This window comes from Halopseudomonas xiamenensis (assembly GCF_014219065.1).
In the GTDB taxonomy this organism is placed as follows: Bacteria; Pseudomonadota; Gammaproteobacteria; order Pseudomonadales; family Pseudomonadaceae; genus Halopseudomonas; species Halopseudomonas xiamenensis.
Map to the genome: position 1 here is coordinate 39,869 of NZ_JACLGO010000021.1, position 19,722 is coordinate 59,590.

A 19,722-nucleotide genomic window follows, 5' to 3' on the forward strand; every position below is an offset into this window, starting at 1 on the left:
GGGCGCGCGTTACATCCAGCCACGCTCCTGGTAATAGCGCACCGCACCGTCATGCAGGGGGATCGACAACCCCTCCTTGATCATTTCCTTTTCATCCAGGTTGGCAAAGGCGGGATGCAGCCGCTTGAACCGGTCGAAGTTGTCGAATACCGCCTTGACGGTCTGGTACACGGTTTCCTCGGGGACGTTGGCCGATGTGACCATGGTGGCCCGCACGCCGAAGGTCTCGATGTCCTGGTCATTGCCCCGGTACATGCCGCCAGGGATGGTGGCTTTCGCATAATAGGGGTGCTCGGCAATGATGCCATCGATCTCCTGGCCATTGACCGCCACGATGACCGAGTCGACGGTCGTGGTGGCCTCCTGGATCGAACCGTTGGGGTGTCCGGCGACGTAGACCATGGCGTCGATGTTGTTGTCCCCGAGTGCCGCGGCCTGTTCCGCTGCGGACAGCTGGGATGCCAGGGCAAAGTCCTTGATGGTCCAGCCCAGCGCGTCCATCACCACATCCATGGTGTCGCGCTGGCCGGAGCCGGGGTTGCCGATATTGAAGCGTTTACCCTTGAGGTCCTTGACGTGTTCGATCTTCGCATCGCGCCGGGCGACGATGGTCAGCGGCTCGCCGTGTAGCGCGAACATGGCGCGCATCTCCTTGAAGGCGCCGGCGCTGGCGAAGTTCTCGGTGCCCTCGTAGGCCTTGTACTGGATGTCCGACTGCACCACTCCCATATCCATTTCACCGCCGCGAATGGCGTTGACGTTGGCCACCGAGCCGCCGCTGGAGGGCGCGTTGCAGCGGATGCCGTGATCCTTGGTATTGCGATTGACCAGGCGGCACATCGACTGCCCCACCACGTAGTAGACGCCGGTTTGCCCGCCTGTGCCTATGGTGATGAAGTTCTGTTGAGCGACTGCCGGTGTGGCCGCAGTGGCTGCGTAGCACAGGGCTGCGGAGAAGAGATATGAGAGTGCTTTGATGCGCATGCAGGTACTCCTTGTTCTTTTTCGTACCGGCGCGCGGCAAGCTCCGCCGGTCGTTACATCGGCCTGCTGTGCCGCAGGCCTGTCGGAGTAAGTGTAGCCGAGCATGACGAAAGTTCCCGCTCGGCTCCGGAACGGGGTCAGACCGGCGGCCAGCCGCCCATGTCGCGCCAGCGGTTGACGATGCTGCAGAACAGCTCGGCGGTCTTCTCGGTGTCGTAGCGCGCGGAGTGGGCTTCGCGACCATCGAATTCGATATCGGCGGCGGCGCAGGCCTTGGCCAGCACTGTCTGTCCGTAGGCGAGGCCGCCCAGGGTGGCGGTATCGAAACAGGAGAACGGGTGGAAGGGGTTGCGCTTGATCTCGGTGCGCTCGACCGCCGCGTTCAGGAAGCCCAGGTCGAAGAAGGCATTGTGCCCGACCAGCACGGCGCGTTTGCAGCCGGCGGACTTCACCGCCTTGCGCACATGCTTGAAGATTTCGGTCAGCGCATGGTTCTCGCTGACCGCCATGCGCAGCGGGTGATCCAGCTTGATGCCGGTGAACTCCAGCGCCGCCGGCTCGATATTCGCCCCTTCGAAGGGCTCGATGCGGAAGAAATGCGTCTGGTCGGGATACACCTGCCCATCGTCGTCCATCAGGATCGGCGTGGCGGCAATCTCCAGCAGGGCATCGGTCGCCGAGTTGAAGCCGCCGGTCTCCACATCCACCACCACCGGCAGGAAGCCACGGAAGCGGTAGGCCATCGGCGGCTTGGGGCCGCCGGACTGGGGCAGCTCATCCATCGCGTCGTTATCGTAGTCGAACTCGCTCACACAGCGTCCTTAATTCAAGAGGGATCAGATGACCCGCCATTGGAGGGTTTCACCCGCACGCAGCGGCACCACCTGCTGCTCACCGAAGGGCAGGGTGGCGGGCAGGGCCCAGGGTTCGCGTACCAGGGTGATGGTATCGGTATTGCGCGGCAAGCCGTAGAAGTCCGGACCGTACAGGCTGGCAAAGCCTTCCAGCTTGTCCAGCGCGCCCAGCTCCTCGAAGGCCTCGGCATAGAGTTCGATCGCCGCATGGGCGGTATAGCAGCCGGCACAGCCACAGGCGGCTTCCTTGGCGTGTTGCGCATGGGGCGCCGAATCGGTACCGAGGAAGAATTTGCTGGAGCCGGACACTACCGCATCGCCCAGCGCCTGCTGGTGGCGCTGGCGCTTGAGAATCGGCAGGCAGAAGAAGTGCGGACGAATACCGCCCACCAGCATGTGGTTGCGGTTGTACAGCAGGTGGTGGGCGGTGATGGTCGCACCAATGCGATCCGAGGCGCTGCGCACGAAATCCACCGCATCGGCGGTGGTGATGTGCTCGAACACCACCTTCAAGGTTGGGAAACGCTCGGTCAGGGCCACCAACTGCTGGTCGATGAAGGCCTTTTCCCGGTCGAAGATATCCACGTCGGCATGGGTCACCTCGCCATGCACCAGCAGCGGCATGCCGACTTCCGCCATCGCCTCCAGCGCCGGGTAGATCTTGTCCAGCGCGGTCACCCCTGAATCCGAATTGGTGGTGGCGCCTGCCGGGTAGAGTTTGGCGGCAACCGCCTGGCCCTGGGCGTGGGCCTGGCGGATCACCTCGGGCGAGGTCTGGTCGGTCAGGTACAGCACCATCAACGGCTGGAAACCGCTGCCCTGGGGCCGCGCCGCCAGAATCCGCGACTTGTACCCATCGGCCTGCTGCCCATCGCGCACCGGCGGCACCAGGTTCGGCATGATGATGGCGCGGGCGAAGTGGCGAGCGGCATCCGGCACGGTATGCTGCAGCGCCGCACCGTCACGTAGATGGATATGCCAGTCATCGGGCCGGATCAGGGTAAGGCGGTCGGTCATGGGGAGAATTCCAGGCTGTTGCAATGCCGCAATGCTACCGGAAATGGCGGGGCTTTACACGTACAAGGGGCGTCGTCTTCGGCACTGCGTCAGCATCGAGCTGGCGCAGTGCCGGTATGAGCGGGGCGGTTGGCCTGCTGGCGTTATTTCCAGTAATTGTTGGCAGCGGCGATGGTCTGGAAGTGCACCGCAACCACTCCTGAGGCCTGGATCAGCGCTTCGCCATCCTGCGCATACTCCTTGCGTTCACGGAACAGCACTTCCGTATCGGGCTGGGTGCTCTTGACTCCCATGCGCGATAGCTTGACCGCCAGTTCAAACCCCTGTTGCGGTGTTTCAGTGATGATGCTGGGCAGCCAGGTATCCGGCTTGGCCGCGCTGTCTGCCTGTACTGCCAGGGAGGCGCCCAGTAACAGCCCGCCACACAGAGACAGCAGTCGCTTTGTCGATATTGTCATTATAATCTCCTTGGTTCTCATCAGGATTTCCACTCTCTTGGCTGAGACCGGCTTTCCGGCTCGTTGCCGATGGTGCCTGCATCACGGCCTGGCTTGTTCATATATAAATTTGCGTACATTAAATGCAATAGTACTTTCGAGTGCCTGCGGCCGGTCATCGGGGTAAGTGTGAGACTGACTTCTGGCCGGTATCGTCGAGCCAGCGGTCGAGGATGCTGACCTGGCGATCCTGCTGACGCAGGCGCGACAGCGCAGTCTTGCCCTGGCCGGCCCGCCGGCGGAACAGCTTTTCGAGCCGGTCCCGCAAGGAGACTTCTCCCGGGCACTGGCCGATACCCTGACACTATGGAACTCACCTCCGGACTGGGCGGGTGACGAGCGCAATGTGCTGCTTGCCCTTGCGCGCATCTGGTACAGCGCTGCCCATGGCGGTAAAAAAATAGTGCCGAAGGACGTGGCGGCCAGTTGGCTGGTGGAGCGCCTGCCGTCCGAGTTGCAACCGCTGTTGCTTGAGGCTCGACAGGCTTATCTCGGGCTCGGACAGGAGCGTCTGGCCGCGAGTGGGGATCAGTTGGTCTGGTTTGTTTCTCTGGCGAAAGGCGAAATCACCAGGTTGATTGATCCTGGTGCTGAGAACGTCTGATGGATTGGCGTATTGTGGCGTTGATTTCCCTGTTTTACCGCTAGTCTTCAGCATAAAATCCCGTTGAAAAACCAAGTGTGGTGGATCTGCCTGTGTGCCGCTGCGCTGCGCAACTTGCGACCAAACCCTTGCTAGACTCTCTGCCATGACGGCCCATTTTTCGGGGCTCCTGATCACTGTGGGGAGAGATGCATGTCGCGTAATATCATCGTTCTGGGCGCCGGTATGGTCGGCGTTTCCATTGCCTGGCACCTGGTGCGTCGTGGCCACACCGTGACCCTGGTGGATCGCCGTGAACCGGGGCGCGAAACCTCGTTCGGCAATGCGGGCATCATCCAGCGCGAGGCGGTGCGCCCCTATGCCTTTCCCCGGGATGTCGGCACCCTGCTGAGGGTATTGCCTAACCGTGAGGTGGACATCCGCTACCGCCCGACCGGCATGCTGAGTGCGGCCGGCCCCTTGCTGCAATACTGGCTCAACTCGGGCGGGGAGCGCTATGCGCGCATTACCCGGGAGTGGGCCTCGCTGATCATGCGTTGCCAGAATGCGCACGGACCGATGATCGAGGCGGCCGGTGCCGAAGGCCTGGTGCGCAAGGGTGGTTGGCTTGAGCTGTACCGCACGCAGAAGGCGATGGATGAGCGGCTTGCCGAGGCCCGTGAGGACCGGCAGCGCTTCGGTGTGGAGTTCGAGGTACTCGATGCCGCGGCGTTGCAGGCCAGTGAACCGTATCTGCAGAAGAACCTGGTGGGAGCCATTCACTGGACCCAGCCGTGGATGGTGTCGGACCCGGGAGCGCTGGTGCAGGCTTATGCGCGGAACTTCGTGGAGCAGGGCGGTCGCCTGGTGCAGGCCAGCGTCGAGGGCGTAACCCGGGAAGGCAGCGGCTGGCGCGTGGCGACCAGCGAGGGAGACTTCGAGGCCGAGCAGGTGGTGGTGGCCATGGGGCCCTGGTCGGGAGACCTGCTGTCGAGCCTGGGCATCAAGGTGCCGCTGTTCGTCAAGCGCGGTTACCACATGCACTACTCGGCGGAACAGGGCGCCACGCTCAACCACTGGGTGATGGATGCCGAGAAGGGCTTTCTGCTCGAACCGATGCGCGCCGGGATTCGCCTGACTACCGGAGCGGAGCTGGCCAACCTGGACGCGCCTCCCCAGTACAGGCAGCTGGCGGCAGCCGAACGGGCGGCGCGCAAGCTGTTCCCCTTGGGCAAACGACGCGATGCCGAGCCCTGGAAGGGCGCGCGCCCCTGCATGCCCGACATGAAGCCGGTGATAGGTCCGGCACCGGGCAAGCCGGGTTTGTGGCTGGCTTTCGGGCATGGCCACCAGGGCTTTACCCTCGGGCCGGCAACCGGTGAGCTGCTGGCGCAGATGATGGATGGGGAGACACCGGCGATCGATATGCAGCCGTTCGCTGTGGACCGCTTTAAGCATTAGGGGGGCAGGTGCTCGTTGTGCATCAACCTTAAAGTTTCCCGTCGCGCCGCCGATTCCTTCTCCTGTAGCCCTTGATGCGGGAGAACCTTCCTTGCCACGCTTGCCTTTCGCCCTGTTGCTGGGTATCGCCTTGCCGGCCCAGGCCATGACCTTCCAGACGCGCATGGAGAATGTGCAGTGGGCGGTGACCGGGGATCAGTTCGAGTGCCGGCTCAGCCAGCGGGTGGAGGGCTATGGCGAGGCGATGTTCGTGCGTCGGGCAGGTGAGCGACCGGTGTTCGAGCTGTCGGCCTGGAGCAACCTGATGCGCCCCGGCGCGGCGCAGTTGTTCAACGAAGCGCCGCCGTGGCGGCCTGGCGCGCGGGCGCAGCTGCTCGGGCAGGGCACCGTGGTCGATGGACCAACGGTGCTGCGGTTGCCCTACCAGCAGGCCGGGCAGATGCTCGCGGGGCTGGCGCAGGGGTTGCACCCGACCATCCAGCGCGCCAGTGTCAGCGATGCCGGCAGCTCGGTCCGGGTGGTGGTGTCCAGTGTCGGCTACCGGCAGGCCTGGGAGGATTTCCAGGCCTGCGCCAGTGAACTGTTGCCGATGAATATCGACCAGGTCTCGCGTACCGCCGTCGGTTTTCCCAATGGTGGCTCGGAACTGGATGAGCGGGCGCGGAACATGCTCGACGTCGCGCTGGCCTATATCGAGGCCGACCCGGCCATCAGCCGCATCCAGCTGGACGGGCATTCGGACAATGTCGGCGATCGCCTGAGCAACCGTGAACTGTCGCGTCAGCGGGTGCTATCGGTGCAGGCTTACCTGGTCGAGCGGGGCGTGGACGAGCAGCTGTTCACTACGCGTTTCCACGGTGACCGCTATCCGCTGGTGGCCAATAACACCGCTGACGGGCGGGCCAAGAACCGCCGGGTCACGCTACGCCTGGAAAAGGACTGAATGCTTTCCGGCAGCCCCGAGTTTCTCCGTACGCCCCTGTAATTACTCGCCTGCCGGCGGTAGAATGGCAGCCTTTGGCTGGTGCCTTTCGCTGCGCCGGTAATCTTCATCAAGGGAGCGCGTAATGACTGATGTGAAAAAAGTCGTCCTGGCCTATTCCGGCGGCCTGGATACCTCGGTAATCCTCAAGTGGTTGGAAGATACCTACGGTTGCGAGGTGGTCACCTTCACTGCGGACCTGGGCCAGGGCGAGGAAGTCGAGCCGGCACGCGCCAAGGCACAGGCCATGGGCGTGAAGGAAATCTACATCGACGACCTGCGCGAAGAATTCGTCCGTGATTTCGTGTTCCCGATGTTCCGCGCCAATACCGTCTACGAAGGCGAGTACCTGCTCGGCACCTCGATTGCCCGCCCGCTGATCGCCAAGCGCCTGATCGAGATCGCCAACGAGACCGGCGCCGACGCCATCTCCCATGGCGCCACCGGCAAGGGCAACGACCAGGTGCGCTTCGAGCTGGGTGCCTATGCACTCAAGCCGGGCGTCAAGGTGATCGCTCCCTGGCGTGAGTGGGACCTGCTGTCGCGCGAGAAGCTGATGGACTATGCCGAGAAGCACGGCATTCCGATCGAGCGCCACGGCAAGAAGAAGTCGCCGTACTCCATGGATGCCAACCTGCTGCACATCTCCTACGAAGGTGGCGTGCTGGAGGATACCTGGACCGAGCACGAAGAGGACATGTGGCGCTGGACCAAGTCGCCGGAAGCGGCGCCGGACGTGCCCACCTATATCGAGCTGAGCTACCGCAAGGGCGATATCGTCGCTATCGACGGCAAGGACATGACCCCGGCCGAGGTGCTGGCTTATCTGAACAAGATCGGCGGTGAAAACGGCATCGGTCGTACCGATATCGTGGAAAACCGCTTCGTCGGCATGAAGTCACGCGGTTGCTACGAAACCCCCGGCGGCACCATCATGCTCAAGGGCCACCGCGCCATCGAGTCGATCACCCTGGACCGTGAGGTTGCCCACCTCAAGGACAGCCTGATGCCCAAGTACGCCGAGCTGATCTACAACGGCTTCTGGTGGAGCCCGGAGCGCGTGATGCTGCAGGAGATGATCGATGCGTCCCAGCTGAACGTGAATGGTGTGGTGCGCCTGAAGCTGTACAAGGGCAACGTGATCGTGGTCGGTCGCAAGTCCGACGACTCGCTGTTCGATGCCAATATCGCCACCTTCGAAGACGATGCCGGTGCCTATGACCAGGCCGATGCGGCGGGCTTCATCAAGCTCAACGCGCTGCGCCTGCGCATTGCCGCCAACAAGGGCCGCAAGCTGCTTTAATACAGTGACAGGCCGTAAGCTGCAGGCTGCCGAAAAATCAGTCTTGCAGCTTGAGACTAAAAGCCCCGGCCCATGTCGCTGGGGCTTCGTTTTTCAACACCGTGAGGAATGAGATATGCGTCTTCTACATACCATGCTCCGTGTGGGCGATCTGGAGAAATCCATCGCTTTCTATACCGAAGTGCTGGGCATGACCCTGTTGCGCCGCAAGGACTATCCGGATGGGCGCTTTACCCTGGCCTTCGTCGGTTATGGCAACGAGGCGGAAAACTCGGTGCTGGAACTGACCCATAACTGGGATACGCCCAGCTACGACCTGGGCAACGGCTATGGCCATATCGCCATCGAGGTCAACGACGTCTACAAGGCCTGCGAACAGATCAAGGCCAGCGGCGGCAAGGTAGTGCGTGAAGCCGGGCCGATGATGCACGGCTCCAGCATCCTGGCCTTCGTCGAGGACCCGGATGGCTACAAGATCGAGTTGCTGTCGCCCAGCCGGGGGGATTGATATCGGGGGCGTAGCGCGCCTGCGCTACGCCTGCGGTCTTGCTGCCGCTGCTGGATTGTCGGCGAGCAGGGGCTCGCCAACCCCAGGCAGCCCCGTCATTACGGCCCGAGGCTTGGGCGGTTTGGCACTGCCCCGGGGTGTAGCGCGCCTGCGCTACGCCTGCGGCTTTGCCGCCACTGCCGGATTGTCGGCGAGCGGGGGCTCGCCAACCCCAGGGGGCGGCCATACACTCAGGCCGGATTGATCCCGCGAATCCTGGTCGCCATATCCGCCGCATACAGGTCGGTCATGCCGGCGATGAAATCGATCACCCGCATATAGCTCGAATAAAGATCCCAATCCTCGCGCGGGGCGTTGTTGCCCAGCAGGTCGAGGATGCGCCGGTGCTTGAAGCTCAGCGCCTGCCCGCTCTGCTGCTCGTTGACCGCACCGCAGAAGGCTTCCAGCAGGGTTTCCAGGGTGCTGTAGGCGCCGATTTCATGCAGGGTCTTGCGCTTGTCCTGGAAGATGCGCTCGCGGGCGATGCTCTTGGCTTCCAGTACGCAGCGCTGCGCAGCCGTGGGCATGTGGCTGACCAGATCGCCCGGCAGGGTGCCGGCCAGCAGCGCCGGTTGCTGGGCGATGAACGCCTCGGCGGCGGCATTGACCAGGTGCTCGATGGCCTTGCCGCGCAGGATCGCAAGCTTGCGCCGGGTGGAGTCCCGCGGGCCCAGCTGACGGTAGGTTTCCGGCAGGTCGTCACCGACCAGATCCAGCAGCAGGCGTTCGACCTCGCTGTAGTTGAGCAGCTCCATTTCCAGGCCATCTTCCAGGTCGATCAGTGCATAGCAGATATCGTCCGCCGCCTCGACCAGATAGACCAGCGGGCTGCGCGCCCAGCACTGGTCGCTGTGCTTGGGCAGGCCGAGCTTGTCGGTGATCTGCAGCAGCAGCGGGTATTCTGCCTGGTAACAGCCGAACTTGTGTTTCTTGTAGCCGATGCTGTCGGCGTGCTGCGCGGTCCAGGGGTACTTGAGATAGGCGCCGAGGGTGGCATAGGTCAGGCGCATGCCGCCATCGAACTGGTGGTACTCCAGCTCGGTAAGTACGCGAAAGCCCTGGGCATTGCCCTCGAAGTTGAGGAAATCCTGGCGCTGGGCCTCGTTCATGTCCCGCAGCCAGCCCTGGGCATCGACCTTGTGGAACCAGTGGCGGATGGCATCTTCGCCGGAATGACCATAGGGAGGGTTGCCGATGTCATGGGCCAGGCAGGCAGCCTGTACTATCACCCCCAGGTCGGCCGGTTCGCACCAGGCCGGCAACACACCACGCAGCATCTCGCCGACGCGCATGCCCAGCGAGCGCCCGACGCAGCCAACCTCCAGGCTGTGGGTCAGGCGGGTATGGATATGGTCGTTGCTGGATACCGGATGTACCTGGGTCTTCTTGCCCAGCCGGCGGAAGGCGCCGGAGAAAATCACCCGGTCGTGATCCTTGTGAAAGGGTGTGCGTCCCAGCTCCTCGGTGCTGGCGACGGGTTTGCCGAGTCGTTCGCGGCAGAGCAGTGTTTCCCAATCCATGATGTCCTCCGATCAGATCATCCGAGTATGTGGCAATGCCGCCGGGCTGCCAAGGGTGCTCCGGGGTCTGTTCCGGGGTAGAATGGCCGCTGTCCCGCCCCACCTCGGAATCCGCATGAGCGCTGCATTGACCCTGACCCTGTTCGGTACCACCGCCTGCCACCTGTGCGAGGAGTGCCTGATGCTGACCCAGCCGCTGCAAGGCAATGGCATTCAGCTGCGCCAGGTGGATATTGTCGAGGAGCCCGATCTGCTGGAGCGCTACCAGCTGCGTATCCCGGTGCTGCGCCGGGATGATACCGGTGCGGAGCTGGACTGGCCGTTCAGCCTTGGCCAGTTGCTCGACTGGCTGGGCGATGCGGTAGGCGAGGGCAACTGACCATGGCACAGATCGTCAGTGCGTTCTGGAAGCGCAAGACCCTGGAGCAGATGGACCGTCAGGAATGGGAGTCGCTGTGCGACGGCTGCGGCCTGTGCTGCCTGCAGAAGCTCGAGGACGAAGACGATGCCAGCGCCATCTACTACACGCGGGTGGCCTGCAAGCTGCTGGACCTGAATACCTGCCGGTGCAGCGACTATGCCAATCGACGCAGGCATGTGCCGGACTGCGTACAACTGACCCCGGCGATGGCCGAGGAGTTCGCCTGGCTGCCACCGACCTGCGCCTATCGCCTGGTGGCCGAGGGCGAAGACCTGCCGCCGTGGCATCACCTGGTCTGTGGTGATCCGCAGGCGGTGCACAAGGTGGGCATTTCCCAGGCCGGGCGCATGCTGGCCGAGGACAGTGTGGCGAACGAGGACTGGGAAGAGCACATCATTTTTCGGGTGTGATGGTGGTGGCTGGGCGAAGCGCTGCTTCGCTCCCCCTCTCCCCAGCCCCGCTCCGCGCCCCGGCCCTTCGCAGAGCTCAGGGCGTTCAGGCGGGCGAAGCATGCTTCGCTAATTCCGCCTTCACCCCGCGAGGGGAGAGGGAGCCTGTCCGTGCTGTCTGAATGTTTTGAGTGCGCTTGATATAACCATTGCGGCAGGATAATCACATTCTCTCAGCCAGCACAAACGAGCCCCCTCTCCCCTCGCGGGAGAGGGCTGGGGAGAGGGGGAAAGCCCCCCTCACTGCCGAATCTGCAACTCCCGCAACTTGATATACAGATAGCGAATCTGGTCATACTCGAACGGGCTGTCCAGCGAGCCATAGCGGAAGCCGTTGATATAGCGCAGGTTGATGGCATACAGGCCGTAGGCCCAGGGGTTGTCGTTCATGTAGTGGCGGTTGTCGAGGAACGCCGCGGTGTCCTCTATCGACCAGTCCACCGCCTTGCCCGTGGTGTCGCGCAGGGTCGAGGGGCCGAGTAGCGGCAATACCAGGTAGGGCCCGGTGGGTACGCCGTAGTAGCCCAGGGTCTGGCCGAAATCCTCCGGCTCCTGGGGCAGGCCCATGGCCTTGGCCACATCGAACAGCCCGAGTACCCCGAGGGTGCTGTTGAACAGCAGTCGCGCCGTGGTGCGCGCGCCTTTCTGGAACTTGCCCTGGGCCAGGCTGTTGGCCAGGTTGGGTACGTCCGCCAGGTTGGCGAAGACATTGGATACGCCAGTGCGTACGAAGCGCGGGGTGACCATCTGGTAGGTATTGACCACCGGCAGGTAGACATAGTCGTCGAACTGGCCGTTGAAGCGGTAGACCCGCCGGTTGAAGCCCTCGATCGGATCATGCACCTTGAGTGCTTCGAGACTGGAACGCTCGAACTGATAGTTGCTGCCCTCGGTATCGATGGTCAGCTCCAGCAGTGGGTCATGGTATGCGGGTATGCCGTCGGCACCCTGGGCCGCCAGGCTGGTCAGCAGCACACAGCCGGCCAGCAGCCGGGTTATGGGCAGTTTAGTCATGGCTGTCGCCCTCCATGAATTGCAGCATGGTCGCTACCACGTCACGGTGCTGCAGGTTGCCGCCATGGCCGCCATGGGGATAGATCAGTGCGCGCTCACCGAAGGTCTCGGCGATGAAGCGATAGTTGTCCGCGCTGAGAATGAAGTCGTCGGCATTGGTCAGCGCGGCGATATGCGGGTTGTCGCGCAGGAACGAGGTGATGCTGTACAGGCTGGTGTCCCAGGCCATGTCATCGATGGTCTTGCCCTGGTTGGCATCGGTCCAGACCGGCCACAGCTGGGTCTCCAGATAGCAACTGAAATCGCAGAACAGCGCGCGGCGCAGGTAGGGGGTCAGTGAGGTGCTGACCTTGAGCGTTTCGTCGGCCGGCGCATAGCGACCGCCCTCGGTGATCAGGTCGGCCATGAAGTTCAGGTCGGCGGCGGCGAAGCGGAACACCGCGCCGATCAGCATGGCCAGTTCGGCATCGGTCAGGGCGCTGTCGGAACTCTGGATGCCATGGAACAGGCCGCTTTCGATATCGGTACCGCCGCTTTCGGCGAAATAGCGCGCCAACTTCTCGAATATATGCTCATAGAAGCTCTCGCCGCTGCTGACTCCGTCGAGCTGGGTGCGAGCCAGGGCGTCCAGGCGCTGGATGGAGGCATACAGGTCCACCGGTGGGTTGAGCAGCAGGGTGCGGGTGAAGTCGAACTGCTGCAGGCTCTGGTCCAGATGGGCAACGAAGGCAGCATTCAGCGCGCCGAGGCTGAAGCCGGCCAGGCGATATTCGGTGATCTGCAGCTTCTTGCGCTTGCGCGCATGCTCGGCGGCCAGGGACATGGCACTGTGCAGGTCGCGGGCATCGCTCAGCCCCAGGCCCGGCAGGCCACTGCGTGAGGCCGCGGCGATGAAGTCATGGTTGGTCGGCGAGGACAGTACGATGACGTGCATGCCGGCCTGCCAGAACACCCGCTTGAGGTAGTCGAGCCGCGGACTGCTGTAGCCCGATCCGGTGCCGGCGATGAGAAATACCAGCGGTGCCGGCTCGTTGTGCCAGGCTAGGCGATAGTGCAAATCGCGGTAGCGTGACAGTGCCGGCGGCAGATGGCGCTCGGGCAGTACGGTGACCGAGAGGTCGGTCTGCCGCACATCGGTTTCCGCAGGTACCGGGGCAACCAGCTGCGGCGGCGTGCCGACGATGGTCGCCAGGAACGGATTGGTTATCGGGTAAGGGGTCTCATCCGCCTGGGCAACATGGCTTGCCAATGCCGCCAGACTGATGCAGAGATATCGGAGGTATCGGTTCATGAGCTTTCCCGGTTGGCTTCATGAACTATACCCGAAATACTATGGATAGTTCCTTACAGGCGCGGTTCAGGCGCGGAACACCGGCGGCAGGTTGAGACCGGCCTGCAGACTGCGCCGTTGCTCCAGGCGTTTCCAGACCTTTTCATGAAAGTGGAAGGCTACGGTGTTGAGCGCTGGTTCGACCAGCGCGACGGCGCCGCCGAGCAACAGGCTGCCGGTCATGGCGTACACCACGCCGAAGGCGATGGTGAAATGCATGGCGGCAAAAGTGAAGGTCTTGGTCATGGCGCACCTCGTTAGCAATAATGGGAGTCATTCCCGTTTGAATGCTATCTTAAGTGCGCCGCTTGCAGGGTCGAAACAGTCTTTGCCAATCGTGCTGATTGGCGTGTTCAATCAGAGGTCGAAGTCGTAGTCGGACAGTTCTTTCTGCAGCCGACGTTCTTCCAGGTAGTCGTCGATCTGCCGGCGCCTGGTCAGGTTGGATTTGCTGTTCAGCGCCTCGGTCTCGGCGCTGTCGTCATCGTCCACAACGAAGTCGTCTTCATCCAGTTCGATATCGGTTTTTGCTTTGGCCATAACTCCACTCCGCTATTGAAGGTTGCCATTTGCGCACCTTATAGCGGGAGTCGAGGGGAAGCGGAAATAGAATTTTTTTATGGATGGATGGCATTTTGCTGATGATGTCAATCCGATGTCTTGTGCCGGTATTCACACAGGTCTTCGATCCGGCAGCTGCCGCACTGTGGGGTTCTCGCCTTGCACACATAGCGGCCATGCAGAATCAGCCAGTGGTGGGCATCGACCAGGAACTCCCTGGGCACGTGGCGCATCAGTTTCTTCTCCACTTCCAGCACATTCTTGCCCGGGGCGATGCCGGTGCGGTTGCTGACCCTGAAGATATGCGTATCCACCGCCATCACCGCATGGCCGAAGGCGGTGTTGAGCACCACGTTGGCGGTCTTGCGGCCGACGCCCGGCAGCGCTTCGAGTGCGGCGCGGTCATCCGGCACCTGGCTGCCGTGCTGTTCGACCAGGATGCGGCAGGTCTCGATGACGTTCTTCGCCTTGCTGTTGTACAGGCCGATGGTCTTGATGTACTCCGACAGCCCCTCCACGCCCAGGGCGTGGATCGCCTCGGGGGTGTTGGCTACTGGAAACAGCCTGGCGGTCGCCTTGTTGACGCCGACATCCGTGGCCTGGGCCGAGAGGATGACGGCGATCAGCAGCTCGAAGGGCGAGTCGAAGTTCAGTTCGGTGGTCGGGTGCGGATTGTCCTCACGCAGCCGACGGAAGATTTCATAACGCTTTTCTTTGTTCATCGTCAGTTGATGGTTCCGGTAACGCGGACCCGCTTGCTGCCGGCGGCGACGGGTACATCGTCGCGCGCCGCCATGCGGGCCTTGATATGATTGTCGATCAGGTTCTTCAGGGCGATCAGCAGGCCCATGAACAGGAAGGCGCCGGGCGGCAGTATGACCAGCAGCACCTCCTTGTAGTTGGCGAACACCACCAGGGTCCAGTCGGCGGCGATCGGGCCGAATAGCAGATGCATGTTGGCGAACAGTGTGCCCTGGCCGACCAGCTCGCGCAGCATGCCGAGTACCAGCAGTACCAGCGCGAAGCCCAGGCCCATCATGAAGCCGTCCACCGCCGCCGGTAGCACCGGATTCTTCGCCGCGTAGGCATCGGCGCGGCCGAGGATAATGCAGTTGGTGACGATCAGCGGAATGAAGATGCCGAGGATCAGGAACAGTTCGTAGGTATAGGCCTGCATCAGCAGTTCGATGCAGGTGGTGACCGCGGCGATGATCATGACGAAGGCCGGCAGGCGTACCGCCTCGGTCACCGCATGACGGATCAGCGAGACCGAGACGTTGGAGCAGACCAGTACCAGGATGGTCGCCACGCCCAGCCCCAGGGCATTGACCGCGCTGCTGCTGACGCCGAGCAGCGGACACAGGCCGAGCAACTGCACCAGACCAGGGTTGTTGTGCCACAGGCCGTCAGCGGCGAGTTCGGAGAAGCGTTTGTCAGTCATGGGTCGACTCCTGTTCGCTCAGTTGCAGCAGCTCGCCGCGCTGCTCCTCGAAGTAGCGCAGCGCCTGGTAGATCGCCTGGACCACGGCGCGCGGGGTGATGGTGGCGCCGGTGAACTGGTCGAACTCGCCGCCATCCTTGCGCACCGCCCAGCCTTCGGGCGCGGGCATACTCAGGCTCTTGCCGTCGAAGCTGAAGATCCAGTTGCCCTTGGCGACCTCGAACTTGTCCCCCAGACCGGGTGTTTCCCGATGGTTGACCACGCGCACCCCGGCCAGTTCGCCATTGGCGCGGATGCCGACCAGCAGGTCGATGCGGCCGCTGTAGCCGTCCTGGGTCACCACCGGCAGGATCACCGCGATGACCTCGCCGCTGCGCCGGGCACGCCAGGCGGTGGCGGGTGCCGGCAGCTGCAGGTAACGGCGGTCATCGATGCTGAAGGTATCCTGCAGCAGGTCATTGTCATGCTGGTCGTCGGGCAGAATCTCATTCAGCGCGCGCATCTGCATGCGCTGCTGTTCGGCGGCGATGCGTTCGCTGGTAGCCTGCTGGATGAAGGCGATCAGGCCCACGGTGAAAATGGCGAACAGGCCGAGGATCAGGCTGTTGCGCAAGATGGAGCGGCCAGGCGTCGCTGCGGTCATGGCTGATCCACCTTGCCCAGGCCGCGCTTGGGTTTGCTGTGGCCGTAGGTGCGCGGTGTGGTGTAGTAATCGATGGTCGGCGCGCACAGGTTCATCAGCAGTACGGCGAAGGCTACCGCATCGGGGTAGTTGCCCCACACCCGGATGACGTAGACCAGGATGCCGACCCCGGCGCCGAACACCAGTCGTCCACGTGCGCTGGTGGCGCCGCTGACCGGGTCGGTGACGATGAAGAAGGCGCCCAGCATGGTCGCCCCGCCGAGCAGGTGGAACAGCGGCGAGCCATTGGAGGCCGAGCCCGAGCCGTTCCAGAACAGCAGGCTCATCACCGCCAGGGCGGCGAGCATGCCGACCGGGGCGTGCCAAGTGTAGACCCGCCGGTACAGCAGGAACAGGCCGCCGGCCAGCCAGGCGAGGCTGATCCACTCCCAGGCGCGCCCGGCCATGCTGCCGAAGGCCGGCTGCGCTGCGCGCAATTCGTCGAGGGTCAGGGCGCTGTTGTTCTTCAGCAGGTCCAGTGCGGTGGCGCTGGTCCAGCCATCGGTGGGCAGGCTGGCGGGGGCGAATACCCGTTGCAGGCCATCGATCAGGCCCAGGGTCGGCGTCAGCGCCGGCTGCAACTGCTCGATACCGCGCCATACCGGCCAGCTGGTCATTTCCACCGGGAAGGACACCAGCACCATGGCATAGCCGAGCATCGCCGGGTTGAACGGGTTCTGGCCCAGGCCGCCATACAGGTGCTTGCCGAAGACCATGGCGAAGCCGCTGGCGACCAGCACCAGCCACCAGGGCGCATAGGGCGGCAGCGCCAGTGCCAGCAGCCAGGCGGTGACCAGGGCGCTGCCATCGTTCAGGTAGAAGGCCACCGGGCGTTGGCGCAGGCGCAGGATGGCGGACTCGATGGCGATGGCGAAGCTGCCGGCAAGCAGGATATTGATCAGCGTGCCCCAGCCGAAGAACCAGGTCAGCAGCAGGACGCCGGGCAGGGTGGCCAGCAGCACCTGCAGCATGATATTGCGGGTACGGTTGCTGCCCAGCGCGTGGGGCGAGCTGATCGGGGGGCTGACGGCCATCAGCGGGCCTCCTGGGTGGTCGCCTGCTCGAATGCCTGCTGCGCCTCGGCGAAGGCCTGCTCCAGCTCCGGCAGTTGTTTCTGCATGTCGGTATTGTCGGGGTTGGTCGCCAGTTGCTTCTGCACCCGCTGCAAGGCCATGCGGGCGGTGGCGGCGGCGACCTTCAGTTGCTTCTGTTCCGCGCTCAGAGTGCTGACCTTGCGCGACTGGATGCGGGCCAGGTCCGGGGCTGCTGTCGGGGGCTCGGCAAGCTGCGCTCTGGCGGCCTGGGCTTCGCGAGCGGCCTTAGCCCGGGCGGCTTTCTCGGCTCGCGCCTGGCGCTCCTGTTCGCGCTGTTCAGCTTCGCGCTGCAGCCGCTCCTGGCGGTGCTCGAAGCGTTGCCGGGAGTGCTCGGCGCGACTGTGCTGCTGCTCGATGGCGCGCATCTCTGCCTTGCCGGCGCGGAAGTACTGTACCAGCGGGATGCTGCTGGGGCAGACGTAGGCACAGGCGCCGCATTCGATACAATCGAACAGGTCGTGGCGCTGCAGCTGCGCGTAGTCCTTGCCCATGGCGAACCAGTGCAGCTGTTGCGGCAGGAGTTCGACGGGGCAGGCCTCGGCGCACAGGCCGCAGCGAATGCAGGGCAGCGCCGGCGGGGGCGGCGGCAGTTCCTCGCGGGTAGCGGCCAGCAGGCAGTTGCTGGTCTTGATGATCGGCGCGGCGCTGTCCACGGTAAAACCCATCATTGGCCCGCCCAGCACCAGCCGATGCAGGCGCTCGGGCTGCAGGCCGGCGAAGGCCAGCAGCTCATGGATAGGGGTGCCGATCGGTGCAATCACGTTGGTTGGGCGTTGCAGAGCTGCGCCGGTCAGCGTGACGATGCGGTTGATCATCGGGCGGCCAAGCAGAATGGCTTCGTGGATCGCCAGGCAGGTGCCGATGTTCTGACAGAGCACGCTGATGTCTGCCGGCAGTCCGCCACTGGGTACTTCCTTGCCGGTGAGGATCTGGATCAGCTGTTTCTCGCCGCCGGAGGGGTACTTGGTCGGGATGGCGATGATCTGGATCGTGGTGTCCTGTGCCGCGGCGCGCATGGCGGCGATAGCTTCGGGCTTGTTGTCCTCGATGCCGACCAGTACCTGGTCGGGTTTGAGAATATGCATCAGTACTTCGATGCCGCTGACGATCCGGGCCGGGTAATGGCGTATGGTCATGTCGTCAGAGGTGATGTAGGGCTCGCACTCGGCAGCATTGATGATCAGGGTGCTGATCCGGTGATCCGGGCGCGACAGCAGTTTGGTCGCGGTCGGAAAGCCGGCTCCACCCAGGCCGCTGATACCGGCAGCCTGGATCAGGTCGAGCACATCCACCGGGTCGAGGCTGCGATAATCGGCCACCGGTTGCAGCTCGATCCGACGATCTTCGCCGTCGCTGTCGAGGATGATGGCCGGCTCCGTCAGGCCCGAGGCATGGGGGTAGGGGGCGTCCTCAATGGCAACTATGGTGCCCGAGGTCGGGGCATGCAGCGGACAGCTGTACTGGCCATGGCTGGAGGCCAGCAACTGGCCCTTGAGCACCCGCTCGCCAACCTGGACGATCGGCTCGGCGCGGCGGCCGATATGTTGCAGCAGCGGCAGGATCAGGCGCTTGGGCAGGGGGATGCGCTCCAGCCCGCGAGCGGTCGATTGGGCCTTGTTCTGCGGCGGATGGATACCGCCGGGCATATCCCAGATACGCGGTTGGGTGCTCATCAGGCGACACCCCGCTGCGAGCCGAAGCTGCCGGCCAGTGGCTGAGGTGCATTCCAGCGCCAGTTCTGGGTGGTCACCGGCAGCGGCAGCATATCGATGCAATCCACCGGGCAGGGTTCCACGCACAGGTCGCAGCCGGTGCATTCATCGACGATGACCGTGTGCATCTGCCTGGCCGCGCCGAGAATCGCATCCACCGGACAGGCCTGGATGCACTTGGTGCAGCCGATGCACTCCGCCTCGCGGATATAGGCCACTGTGGGCGGTTTTTCCTCGCCGTGCTCGCCATCCAGCGGCAGCGGCTCCACATCCAGCAGATTGGCCAGCGCCTGGATGGTCGCCTCGCCGCCGGGCGGGCACTTGTTGATCGGCTCGCCGTTGGCGATGGCCTCGGCATAGGGCTTGCAGCCGGGGTGCCCGCACTGCCCGCACTGGGTCTGCGGCAGAAGCGCGTTGATCTGCTCGACGATAGGATCGCCCTCGACCCGAAAACGCACCGCGGCGTACCCCAGCACGGCGCCGAAGACCAGCGCCAGGAGCAGCAGTACCAGTACCGCGGTAAGGATGATCGCCATGCTCAGATCCTGATCAGTCCGGTGAAGCCCATGAAGGCCAGGGACATCAACCCGGCGGTGATCATGCCGATCGCTGCGCCGCGGAAGGGCATGGGCACATCGGCAATGGCGATGCGCTCACGCAGCCCGGCGAACAGGATCAGCACCATCGAGAAACCCAGTGCCGCACCGAAGCCGTAGGTGGCAGCGGTGAGGAAGGTCTGCTCGGCGCGGTTGGTGATCAGCAGCGCCACCCCGAGCACCGCGCAGTTGGTGGTGATCAAGGGCAGGAAGATACCCAGCACGCGGTACAGCAGCGGGCTGGTCTTGTGCACCACCATCTCGGTGAACTGCACCACCACGGCGATCACCAGGATGAAGGAAATGGTACGCAGGAACTCCAGCTCGAAGGGCAGCAGGATGTACTGGTAGGTCAGGTAGCTGAGGATCGACGCCAGGGTCAGCACGAAGGTGGTGGCCATCGACATGCCGAGCGCGGTCTCCAGCTTGCCGGACACGCCCATGAACGGGCACAGGCCGAGAAACTGCACCAGGACGAAGTTGTTGACCAGGATGGTGCTGAGCAGGATCAGGATGAATTCAGTCATCATCGGGTCTGGTTCTCGTTGTCATCGCTTTTCCCCCTCTCCCCAGCCCTCTCCCGCGAGGGGAGAGGGGGCAGCCTGTGCATGGACTCAATCATGAAGTATGGCTCATGCTCGGCGGGAGCAGCCTGCGTGCGCAGTCAGCCATGC

General features: G+C 63.5%; 21 protein-coding genes and 2 pseudogenes. 7 read left to right on the forward strand and 16 right to left on the reverse strand.

Going from position 1 to position 19,722, the window contains the following annotated elements; translation table 11 throughout:
* Window positions 1-9: 9 nt before the first annotated feature.
* The 4 genes from H6X51_RS13935 to H6X51_RS13950 form a co-directional block, all read right to left on the reverse strand.
* Window positions 10-984: a TAXI family TRAP transporter solute-binding subunit gene (locus H6X51_RS13935; RefSeq protein WP_185268110.1), complete on the reverse strand. Its 975-nt coding sequence runs from the start codon at window positions 982-984 to the stop codon at window positions 10-12.
* A 137-nt stretch (window positions 985-1,121) separates the two neighbouring features.
* The gene (gene rnt / locus H6X51_RS13940) at window positions 1,122-1,766 is read right to left on the reverse strand and encodes a ribonuclease T (RefSeq protein WP_221627360.1); all 645 of its coding nucleotides are present in this window, start codon (window positions 1,764-1,766) and stop codon (window positions 1,122-1,124) included.
* Window positions 1,767-1,820: 54 nt separating this feature from the next.
* Window positions 1,821-2,855 (reverse strand): dihydroorotase, encoded by a 1,035-nt coding sequence (pyrC, locus tag H6X51_RS13945; protein ID WP_185268112.1) that lies wholly within the window; start codon window positions 2,853-2,855, stop codon window positions 1,821-1,823.
* A 143-nt stretch (window positions 2,856-2,998) separates the two neighbouring features.
* Complete coding sequence (locus tag H6X51_RS13950; protein ID WP_185268113.1) at window positions 2,999-3,313, reverse strand: hexameric tyrosine-coordinated heme protein; 315 nt, start codon at window positions 3,311-3,313, stop codon at window positions 2,999-3,001.
* Between the two features lie 178 nt (window positions 3,314-3,491).
* Here H6X51_RS13950 and H6X51_RS13955 point away from each other — a divergent pair.
* The 5 genes and pseudogenes from H6X51_RS13955 to gloA form a co-directional block, all read left to right on the forward strand.
* A pseudogene (locus tag H6X51_RS13955) lies at window positions 3,492-3,956 on the forward strand (aminoglycoside adenylyltransferase family protein); the annotation flags it as partial.
* Between the two features lie 192 nt (window positions 3,957-4,148).
* A complete protein-coding gene (locus H6X51_RS13960) occupies window positions 4,149-5,396 on the forward strand; it encodes an NAD(P)/FAD-dependent oxidoreductase (RefSeq protein ID WP_185268114.1) in 1,248 nt (415 codons plus the stop codon).
* A 91-nt stretch (window positions 5,397-5,487) separates the two neighbouring features.
* Entirely contained in the window at window positions 5,488-6,339 is an 852-nt protein-coding gene (locus tag H6X51_RS13965; protein ID WP_185268115.1) for a flagellar protein MotY, read from the forward strand.
* Between the two features lie 124 nt (window positions 6,340-6,463).
* Complete coding sequence (locus H6X51_RS13970; RefSeq protein ID WP_185268116.1) at window positions 6,464-7,681, forward strand: argininosuccinate synthase; 1,218 nt, start codon at window positions 6,464-6,466, stop codon at window positions 7,679-7,681.
* A gap of 115 nt (window positions 7,682-7,796) precedes the next feature.
* Window positions 7,797-8,189: a lactoylglutathione lyase gene (gloA, locus tag H6X51_RS13975; RefSeq protein ID WP_185268117.1), complete on the forward strand. Its 393-nt coding sequence runs from the start codon at window positions 7,797-7,799 to the stop codon at window positions 8,187-8,189.
* A 230-nt stretch (window positions 8,190-8,419) separates the two neighbouring features.
* Here the strand turns inward: gloA and H6X51_RS13980 are convergent, their stop codons facing one another.
* Window positions 8,420-9,748 (reverse strand): deoxyguanosinetriphosphate triphosphohydrolase, encoded by a 1,329-nt coding sequence (locus H6X51_RS13980; protein ID WP_185268118.1) that lies wholly within the window; start codon window positions 9,746-9,748, stop codon window positions 8,420-8,422.
* A 115-nt stretch (window positions 9,749-9,863) separates the two neighbouring features.
* Between H6X51_RS13980 and H6X51_RS13985 the strand changes: the two genes are divergently transcribed.
* Together H6X51_RS13985 and H6X51_RS13990 are read left to right on the forward strand one after the other, a co-directional pair.
* Window positions 9,864-10,127 carry a glutaredoxin family protein gene (locus H6X51_RS13985; protein ID WP_185268119.1) on the forward strand — a complete coding sequence of 88 codons (264 nt, stop codon included), beginning with the start codon at window positions 9,864-9,866 and terminating at the stop codon, window positions 10,125-10,127.
* A 2-nt stretch (window positions 10,128-10,129) separates the two neighbouring features.
* Window positions 10,130-10,579, forward strand: coding sequence for a YcgN family cysteine cluster protein (locus H6X51_RS13990; protein WP_185268120.1), 450 nt, complete (start codon window positions 10,130-10,132; stop codon window positions 10,577-10,579).
* A 279-nt stretch (window positions 10,580-10,858) separates the two neighbouring features.
* Here H6X51_RS13990 and H6X51_RS13995 read toward each other — a convergent pair whose 3' ends face one another.
* From H6X51_RS13995 to rsxA, 11 genes and pseudogenes are all read right to left on the reverse strand, one after another.
* A complete protein-coding gene (locus tag H6X51_RS13995) occupies window positions 10,859-11,632 on the reverse strand; it encodes an MlaA family lipoprotein (protein ID WP_185268121.1) in 774 nt (257 codons plus the stop codon).
* Entirely contained in the window at window positions 11,625-12,923 is a 1,299-nt protein-coding gene (locus H6X51_RS14000; RefSeq protein WP_185268122.1) for a serine/threonine protein kinase, read from the reverse strand. Before H6X51_RS14000 ends, H6X51_RS13995 begins: the two co-directional genes overlap by 8 nt.
* Before the next feature lie 66 nt (window positions 12,924-12,989).
* Window positions 12,990-13,208, reverse strand: a complete 219-nt coding sequence (locus H6X51_RS14005) for a DUF2061 domain-containing protein (protein ID WP_185268123.1) — start codon at window positions 13,206-13,208, stop codon at window positions 12,990-12,992.
* Between the two features lie 111 nt (window positions 13,209-13,319).
* Window positions 13,320-13,502, reverse strand: a complete 183-nt coding sequence (locus tag H6X51_RS14010) for a PA3496 family putative envelope integrity protein (protein ID WP_185268124.1) — start codon at window positions 13,500-13,502, stop codon at window positions 13,320-13,322.
* A 107-nt stretch (window positions 13,503-13,609) separates the two neighbouring features.
* The gene (gene nth, locus H6X51_RS14015; RefSeq protein ID WP_185268125.1) at window positions 13,610-14,245 is read right to left on the reverse strand and encodes an endonuclease III; all 636 of its coding nucleotides are present in this window, start codon (window positions 14,243-14,245) and stop codon (window positions 13,610-13,612) included.
* A gap of 2 nt (window positions 14,246-14,247) precedes the next feature.
* Window positions 14,248-14,964 (reverse strand): electron transport complex subunit E, encoded by a 717-nt coding sequence (locus tag H6X51_RS14020; protein ID WP_185268126.1) that lies wholly within the window; start codon window positions 14,962-14,964, stop codon window positions 14,248-14,250.
* A complete protein-coding gene (gene rsxG / locus H6X51_RS14025) occupies window positions 14,957-15,607 on the reverse strand; it encodes an electron transport complex subunit RsxG (protein WP_185268127.1) in 651 nt (216 codons plus the stop codon). Before rsxG ends, H6X51_RS14020 begins: the two co-directional genes overlap by 8 nt.
* Window positions 15,604-16,680 carry an electron transport complex subunit RsxD gene (gene rsxD, locus H6X51_RS14030; RefSeq protein ID WP_185268128.1) on the reverse strand — a complete coding sequence of 359 codons (1,077 nt, stop codon included), beginning with the start codon at window positions 16,678-16,680 and terminating at the stop codon, window positions 15,604-15,606. Before rsxD ends, rsxG begins: the two co-directional genes overlap by 4 nt.
* Before the next feature lie 5 nt (window positions 16,681-16,685).
* Window positions 16,686-18,413, reverse strand: a pseudogene (gene rsxC / locus H6X51_RS14035) (electron transport complex subunit RsxC); the annotation flags it as partial.
* The gene (rsxB, locus tag H6X51_RS14040; protein WP_185268130.1) at window positions 18,413-18,988 is read right to left on the reverse strand and encodes an electron transport complex subunit RsxB; all 576 of its coding nucleotides are present in this window, start codon (window positions 18,986-18,988) and stop codon (window positions 18,413-18,415) included. The gene rsxB and the pseudogene rsxC, both read right to left, overlap by 1 nt.
* Before the next feature lie 2 nt (window positions 18,989-18,990).
* Window positions 18,991-19,575: an electron transport complex subunit RsxA gene (gene rsxA, locus H6X51_RS14045; RefSeq protein ID WP_185268131.1), complete on the reverse strand. Its 585-nt coding sequence runs from the start codon at window positions 19,573-19,575 to the stop codon at window positions 18,991-18,993.
* Window positions 19,576-19,722: the final 147 nt, after the last annotated feature.